The organism is Catenulispora pinisilvae (assembly GCF_015356865.1).
Taxonomy (GTDB): domain Bacteria; phylum Actinomycetota; class Actinomycetes; order Streptomycetales; family Catenulisporaceae; genus Catenulispora; species Catenulispora pinisilvae.
Window position 1 is genome coordinate 95,805 of the sequence record NZ_JAAFZA010000007.1, and the last position, 6,808, is coordinate 102,612.

Below are 6,808 nucleotides of genomic sequence, written 5' to 3' on the forward strand. Positions count from 1 at the left end.
TCGGGGATATGACTACGAGTATTCATTGAATCTCCGACATTTCGCGGCCCGCCGGCGCATAGTGGTGCCGTACCCGAGACCCCTGATATGTTCCGGTCCCTCGGTCTACGATCTGGGCCGCTGACACAGCGAGGAGAGCGCGCGAAGTCATGGCAGATCCCGCACTGGCCGCGCCGGAAGACCGGCCGTTCGTCATCGTCGTATCGAGCCTGGGAGCCCTGTTCCGGGAGCCGTTCCACCAGGCCCTGGCCCCGCACTACCGGGTCTGGCTGTTCGTCGGCGGCGCCGGCCGCGACTCGGCGGTGACCTGGCAGAAGCCTTATATCGTCGGATCTACGCACGTTGACACACTCGACGCCGAAGCGATGCTCGGCGCGGCCCGCGAGCTCCACGAGCGGCTGCGGGCCGAGCACGGCCGGGGAATCGAGGGCGTGCTGAGCTACGACGAGTCCCGGATCATCGACACCGCGGCGCTGGCCGAGGGCCTGGGCCTGCCCACGTCCGGGGCCGAGGCGGTGGCCCGGTGCCGGGACAAGCACGCGACCCGGCAGGCGCTGGACGCGGCCGGCGTCCCGCAGGCCCGCTCGATCGCGGTGGGCAGCGCCCAGGACGCCGTGCGGGCCGCCACCGGGCTGGGTTTCCCGGTCGTGGTCAAGCCCCGCAACCTGGCCGCGAGCTTCGGCGTGGTCCGGGTGGACCGGGCCGAGGACATCGCGGCGGCCTTCCACGCGGCCGCCGGGATCGAACTGGCCGAGGAGAAGGCGAAGTACGAGGAGTCCGTGCTGGTCGAGGAGTACCTCGACGGTCCGGAGATCAGCGTGGAGGCGGCCTGTTTCGACGGCCGGGTGGCCGTCCTCGCGGTCGCGCGCAAGCAGCTCGGCTTCGCGCCGGCCTTCGAAGAGGTCGGACACGTCGTGGACGCCGCCGATCCGCTGCGCACCGACGCCGACCTGGCCGCCCTGGTGGCCGCGGCGCACCGCGCGGTGGGGTTCCACACCGGCGTCACCCACACCGAGCTGCGCCGCACCGCCGCGGGCTACAAGGTGGTCGAGATCAACGCCCGGCTGGCCGGCGGCCACATCCCGCTGCTGGCCCTGCTGGCCGGCGGGATCGACGTCAACCGGATCGCCGCCGACGTCGCGTGTGGCCGCGAACCGGAGCTGACCGACTCTGCACGCCGGGTCGCCGCGATCCGGTTCTACTACCCGGAGCAAGACGGCGTGCTCGCCCGCGTGGACATCGACCGGGACGCGCTGCCCGCCGCGATCGAGCAGGCCCAGGTCCTGGTGGACCCGATGACCGAGGTCAAGCTGCCGCCGCGGGGCGTGGCCTGGCTGAGCCGGGTGGCCCACGCCATCGCCGTCGCCGACACCGCCGACGAGTGCGTCTCGGCTTTGGACGCCGCGCAGAAGGCGATCACGATGGAGCCCAGCACCGGGGAACCGAGTATCGAGGCCGCTCGATGAGCACCAGCCCGCCGGCCGAGTCGGCCGCCGAAGAGGCCGCCGTCGGTGTCCTGGAGACATTGCGCGGCGTGCCACTTGTTGTCCGGGTGCTGCTGATCGGTGTGTTCGTCAACCGCCTCGGCGCGTTCCTCCAGGCGTTCATGGTGCTCTACCTCGTCCATCGCGGGTTCAGCGCGACCGAGGCCGGGGTGGCGCTGACCGTCTACGGCGCGGGTTCCGTGGTCGGCCTGTTCGGCGGCGGCGGCCTGGCCGACCGCTTCGGGCCGCGCCTGACCATCGCCGCCTCGATGCTGGCCGGCTCGGTGCTGGTGGCGTCGGTCAGCCTGGTGTCGGTGTATCCGGTGATCCTGGTGGTGCTGTTCTTCACCGGGGCGATCGGCGTGTCCTACCGGCCGGCCACCGCCGCGATCCTGGCGGCCAACACGCCCAAAGCCCGGCAGACCATGGTCATGGCGTTCAACCGTGCCGCGTCCAACGTCGGGTCCACCGGCGGCCCGCTGCTGGCGGTGTGGCTGATCCAGGTGTCCTGGAACCTGATCTTCTGGATCGACGGCGCGACCTCGCTGGTCTTCGGTCTGATCGCGCTGGGTGTGCTGCCCCGGGACGCGGCGCGCGGCGACCGGCCGGCCGCGAAGCGGCCCAAGACCGGGTACCGGATGGCCTTCCAGGACCGGCGCTTCGTCTATTACCTGGTGATGGTCTTCGTCAACGCCGTGATCTACGTCCAGATGATGGCGGTGCTGCCGCTGTCGGTCCGGCACGCCGGGCACGGGACCATCGTCTACAGCTCCCTGTTCAGCCTGAACGCCGGACTGGTCATCGCCTTCGAGCTCTTGATCACCAAGTTCGTCCAGAACTGGCCGCCGAAGGCGGCGGTGATGACCGGCTTCGTGCTGCTCGGCGCCGGCATGGTCGGCTTCGGACTGCCCGGCGGGGTGCCGATGCTGTGGATCGCCATGCTGATGGTGACCCTCGGGGAGATGGTGGGCGGCCCCAGCGTGTTCTCCTGGCCGGCCCGGGTCGCGCCGGAGGGCGGGACCGGTCGCTATCTGGGCACGATGCAGTCGGTCTTCGGGCTCGGCCAGGCGGTGGGCCCGGCGATCGGCGTCGCCCTGTGGAACACGACGCACCAGCAGGTGTGGTGGTGGACCGGGGCCATCGCGGCGGTCGGCATCGCGATCGGCTACGTCGGGATGCGCGAGTCCGAGGCTGTTCCGCCGACTACTTCGGAGACCACTTCTTCGGAGACTACTTCTGCGGAGACCACTTCGCAGGTCACCGCGCCGGCCGCCTCGGCGACGGACGACACCGAGACCGTCCCGGCCTGACCGCTCGAACAGTTGAACACCGGGGCCGCCCCCGGCCTGATCGCCTGAACAGTTGAACGGCCCGCCCTCGCCGTCGGCAAGACCCTGATTCCAAACACCGGATTCTAAATACCGGCTCTGAGAAAGGTGTTCGCGGTGCAGTACTCTGTCCCGGCCCGGACCGGCGTCAAGCTCGTCATCTCCCCGCAGCCCACGCCGAACGGCCCGCTGCACGTCGGCCATCTGTCCGGGCCGTTCCTCGCCGCCGATCTCGCCGCGCGCGCGGCCCGGGCGGCCGGTGAGGACGTCGTGTACTTCTGCGGGCTGGACCCGCACCAGAACTACTCCCTGGCGCGCGCCGACCAGCTGGGCATGCCCGTGCCGGACATGCTCAAGGTCTTCGGCGACCGGATCCACCGGGCCATGGAGCTGGCCGGATTCGACTTCGACCTGTTCAGCGATCCCACCACCGACGCCGATTACCGGGCCGCCGTGCCCGAGTTGCTGACCGGACTGCTCGCCTCGGGCGCCGTGCAGGAGAAGGAGACCCCGGTCGCGCTGTGCTCGGCGTGCAAGCGGACGCTGCACCACGTCCGCGTCACCGGGTCCTGCGGGATCTGCGGCGAGGGCGCGGCCGGCGGCTGTTGCGAGGGCTGCGGCGGTTTCACCTCCGCGCTCAATCTGGTGGACCCGATATCAAGCTGCTGCGATGCCCCGGCCGAGTTCACCACGGCGGTGCTCCCGGTGCTGATCCTGGAGGACCTGCGCGAGCCGCTGCGTGAGGCGTGGCTGACCGAGCAGCTTCCGGCTTGGGTGCGGCAGGTGCTGGACCACTACCTTCGGGCCGGGCTGCCGGAGATCCCGATGGCGTACGAGACCGACTGGGGCCTGCCGTGGCGGGGATCCTCGGGCGCACAGCTGCGGATCGACGTCTGGTGTGAACTCGGGCTCGGCTACCTTTACACGATCGCGCGGCATCTTCGACCCGGGGTCCAGGCGTCCCCGGCCGCCTGCGCCGCGGCCTGGGAGGCGATCTCAGAGGTCTGGCACTTCCTCGGGATGGACAACTCCTTCTACAACGCGGTGTTGGTCCCGGCCGTGCTGGCCGCCGCCGGCGTCTCGCCCGCCAAACACGCCGGGATCATCTCCAACCAGTTCTACCGGCTCGACGGCCTGAAGTTCTCCACCAGCCGGGACCACGCCATCTGGGCCGATGAGTTCCTGGCCGCCGAGGACCCGGCCGTGGTGCGGGCCTATCTGGCCTGGGACCGGCCCGACCACCACGGGACCGACTTCACCACGGCTTCCTTCGAGGCGTTCAAAGAGCACCTCGGCGCGGTGCTGGACGGCAGTGCGGCCGGTGCATACCGGGCCGGTTCCCCGTTGGCCGAGCTGGATGCCGAGCGCGGGCTGCGCGCGCTGCGGCTGGAGTCCTTCGACCCGCCGCTGGCGGTGCGCTGCGCGCTGGCCGCGTACCCCTCGGGTGGGGAGTCGGCCAGGGTGCTGATGTCCTGCATCACTGGCACAGAGCACTGAGTGGGTTCGAACCCGCCAAGACCAATCCTGAAGAAGGCTCTGAAGAAAGCGTAGTGGGAGCATGGAACGGAACATCGTCATCGTCGACCCGCTGTCCACCGGGCAGGAACTGGCCCCCGCCTTCGCCGAGCGCGGGGTGCGGGCGATCGCCGTCATGAGCATGCTGGACACGCCCGCGGCCGTGCTCTCCGGCTGGTTCCCGGAGAACTTCGAGCACATCCTGGTCTGGAACGGGACCGAACGGGGCCGCCACGTGCTGGCCGAGCACCTGCGGCAGTTCGACCCGCTGGCCGTGATCCCGGGCAGCGAGTTCGGGGTGCTGCTGGCCGAGCACCTGGCCGCCGAGGTCACCCCGGACCTGGCGAACGACCCGGCGCTGATCCTGGCCCGCCGCGACAAGTGGGACATGGGCCAGGCGGTGGCCGCCGCGGGCATCCCCACGCTCAAGCAGTTCCGCGCCGAGAGCGTCGAGCAGGCCGCCGCCTGGATCGAGCAGGAGGGGCTGGGCGGGTCCAAGCTGGTGCTCAAGCCCACAAACAGCTGCGCCACCGACTCGGTGCACTTCGTCGAGGCCGGCGGCGACCTGCGCACGCCGTTCGAGGCGATCCTCGGCCACACCAACATCACCAACCAGGTGAACACCACGGTCCTGTTGCAGGAGTTCGCCGAGGGCGTCGAATACATCGTCGACCTCTACGCGGTCGACGGCGAGTACGGCCTGGTGGACGTCTGCCGCTACACCAAGGCGGTCCGCTACGACAAAGCAGACCACGGCCGCACCGGCATCTACGAGCGGGTGGACTTCCTGCCGCCGGACTCCCCGGAGGTCCCGGAGCTGTTCGCCTTCGCCCAGCAGGTGGCCAAGGCGGTGGGGATCCGCAACTTCAGCGCGCACGTCGAGGTCATGCTCACCGCCGCCGGCCCGCGCCTGGTGGAGATCGGCGCCCGCCCGGCCGGCGGCGGCCACCAGATGGTCACCCGCCTGGCCACCGGCGACGCCCAGATCCAGCGCACCGTCCGGCACCTGGTGGACGGCGAGTTCAAGCCCGGCTACGACTGGCTGCGCCACGTCCGCGCGGCCTTCCTCACCGCCCCCCGCTCCGGCACCTGGCGCAACGGCGACCTGTTCGACCAGGTGGACGGCCTGCCGACGTTCGACTGCAAGCACATCCCCTACGGCACCGGCGACGTCGTCCCGGCCTCGACCGGCCTGTTCGACGCCTTCGGCTGGGTGGTCTTCGCCGACCCGGACCTGGACGCGGTCGAGGCCGACTTCGCGAAGCTGAAGGAGTTGGAGGCGCAGATCATTCTGGACTGAGGCGCGGCGCCGCCTCCTGAGAGATCAAGGCTCTGATGACTGCCGGCGTGGCGGCAGCAGTACCTGATCGACAGTCCGGACTCGTACGGATTCCTTGGTGTGGCCGGATGTTCTCCATGAAGATCGATCCGACGGGAAACATCGGCGCCCAAGGCCACTTTGCCCACTGCGAAGTGGCTTCGGCGGCTACTTCCCGACGATGAGGACCCACACGGGAAAGAGGAGCACCAGGTGAAGAATTCACTCTCCGTCCGCCGCTTCGGCGCTGCCACCGCATTGACCGCGCTCACCCTGGTCGGTGGAGGCGTGGCGATGGCGTCCACCGCATCGGCCAGCACCGTCGCCGCGACCTCGGTTTCGGCCAGCGCATCGGCGGAGGCCGTGGTGACGCCCGATGGCGACGCCACGGGTTGCTATTCAGTGCTGTACAACTTCGATGAACTCACCACTTCGACAAAATTGGTCTGCGTCACGACGGCTGTCGCGGCGGTGATCAATGCCTCGGCTGCCTACGGCCACTGCGTGTTCACGATGTCGGGCCTCGGCGTGAATTCGAGGGTTGCGGTAGCGGCGTGTACTTTCGCGGCGTTCAATTAGAGTCCAGACCGATGTAGGCGCGGCCCCGGGGTTGACCGCCCGGGGCCGGCGCCGGCGGACTACTGCCGTGTCAGGCAACGTTTGCCCTGGTGATGACTTGGCCTGGGCGGAGGTTGTCGGTGTGGCGGTTTCGCTGGATTGCCGGCGGGATGCGGTAGCGCGGTCGAGGGTCGGTTTGGGGTGTTCGGGTTCGGAACTTTCTTGGGGGTTGCAGTTTGCGGGCCGGGTTGCGGTTGGTGTGTGGGTTGAAAGGCGATTTTTTTACGGCCTTCGGTCATAGTTGTGCCGGTTCGGGGTTCGGGTCGGTCGGTGTGTTTGTCGGCTGCCGGTTCTCGCGTTCACAACCCTGCCGGACCTCAGGCCTCTCCAACTCCAGTAAGTCAGAACAAGGGCAAAGGCCCAGATCAAGAGCAAGATCAACGGCACAGGCAAGATCAAGAGCTGAAGATCAAGAGCAAGATCAAGTGTGTCACGAACATGGATCGGAGCTGATGTGTAGGTAGTTGCTTCGTGATGTGGTGTTCCACGGGAGATGAAGGTTTTGTGGCCCTTCGGGACCGTCCTTGCCGGGGTGGTTCCAAACC

General features: G+C 69.0%; 5 protein-coding genes. All 5 read left to right on the forward strand.

The features are described 5' to 3' along the window. Positions 1–149 precede the first annotated feature (149 nt). The 5 genes from IZR01_RS03835 (at position 150) to IZR01_RS03855 (ending at position 6,224) form a co-directional block, all read left to right on the forward strand. Positions 150–1,466 (forward strand): ATP-grasp domain-containing protein, encoded by a 1,317-nt coding sequence (locus IZR01_RS03835; protein ID WP_194922900.1) that lies wholly within the window; start codon positions 150–152, stop codon positions 1,464–1,466. Beyond that, a complete protein-coding gene (locus IZR01_RS03840) occupies positions 1,463–2,794 on the forward strand; it encodes an MFS transporter (protein ID WP_194922901.1) in 1,332 nt (443 codons plus the stop codon). Before IZR01_RS03835 ends, IZR01_RS03840 begins: the two co-directional genes overlap by 4 nt. 135 nt (positions 2,795–2,929) lie before the next feature. After that, positions 2,930–4,309 carry a class I tRNA ligase family protein gene (locus tag IZR01_RS03845; protein WP_194922902.1) on the forward strand — a complete coding sequence of 460 codons (1,380 nt, stop codon included), beginning with the start codon at positions 2,930–2,932 and terminating at the stop codon, positions 4,307–4,309. A gap of 61 nt (positions 4,310–4,370) precedes the next feature. Continuing rightward, the gene (locus tag IZR01_RS03850; protein WP_194894596.1) at positions 4,371–5,627 is read left to right on the forward strand and encodes an ATP-grasp domain-containing protein; all 1,257 of its coding nucleotides are present in this window, start codon (positions 4,371–4,373) and stop codon (positions 5,625–5,627) included. A 231-nt stretch (positions 5,628–5,858) separates the two neighbouring features. Then, positions 5,859–6,224: a hypothetical protein gene (locus tag IZR01_RS03855; RefSeq protein ID WP_194894597.1), complete on the forward strand. Its 366-nt coding sequence runs from the start codon at positions 5,859–5,861 to the stop codon at positions 6,222–6,224. Positions 6,225–6,808 lie beyond the last annotated feature (584 nt).

What these genes read in the sequence shown, in the direction of transcription:
- IZR01_RS03835 (WP_194922900.1), top strand. Translation starts at nt 150, where the DNA reads ATGGCAGATCCCGCACTGGCCGCGCCGGAAGACCGGCCGTTCGTCATC.
- IZR01_RS03840 (WP_194922901.1), top strand. Translation starts at nt 1,463, where the DNA reads ATGAGCACCAGCCCGCCGGCCGAGTCGGCCGCCGAAGAGGCCGCCGTC.
- IZR01_RS03850 (WP_194894596.1), top strand. Translation starts at nt 4,371, where the DNA reads ATGGAACGGAACATCGTCATCGTCGACCCGCTGTCCACCGGGCAGGAA.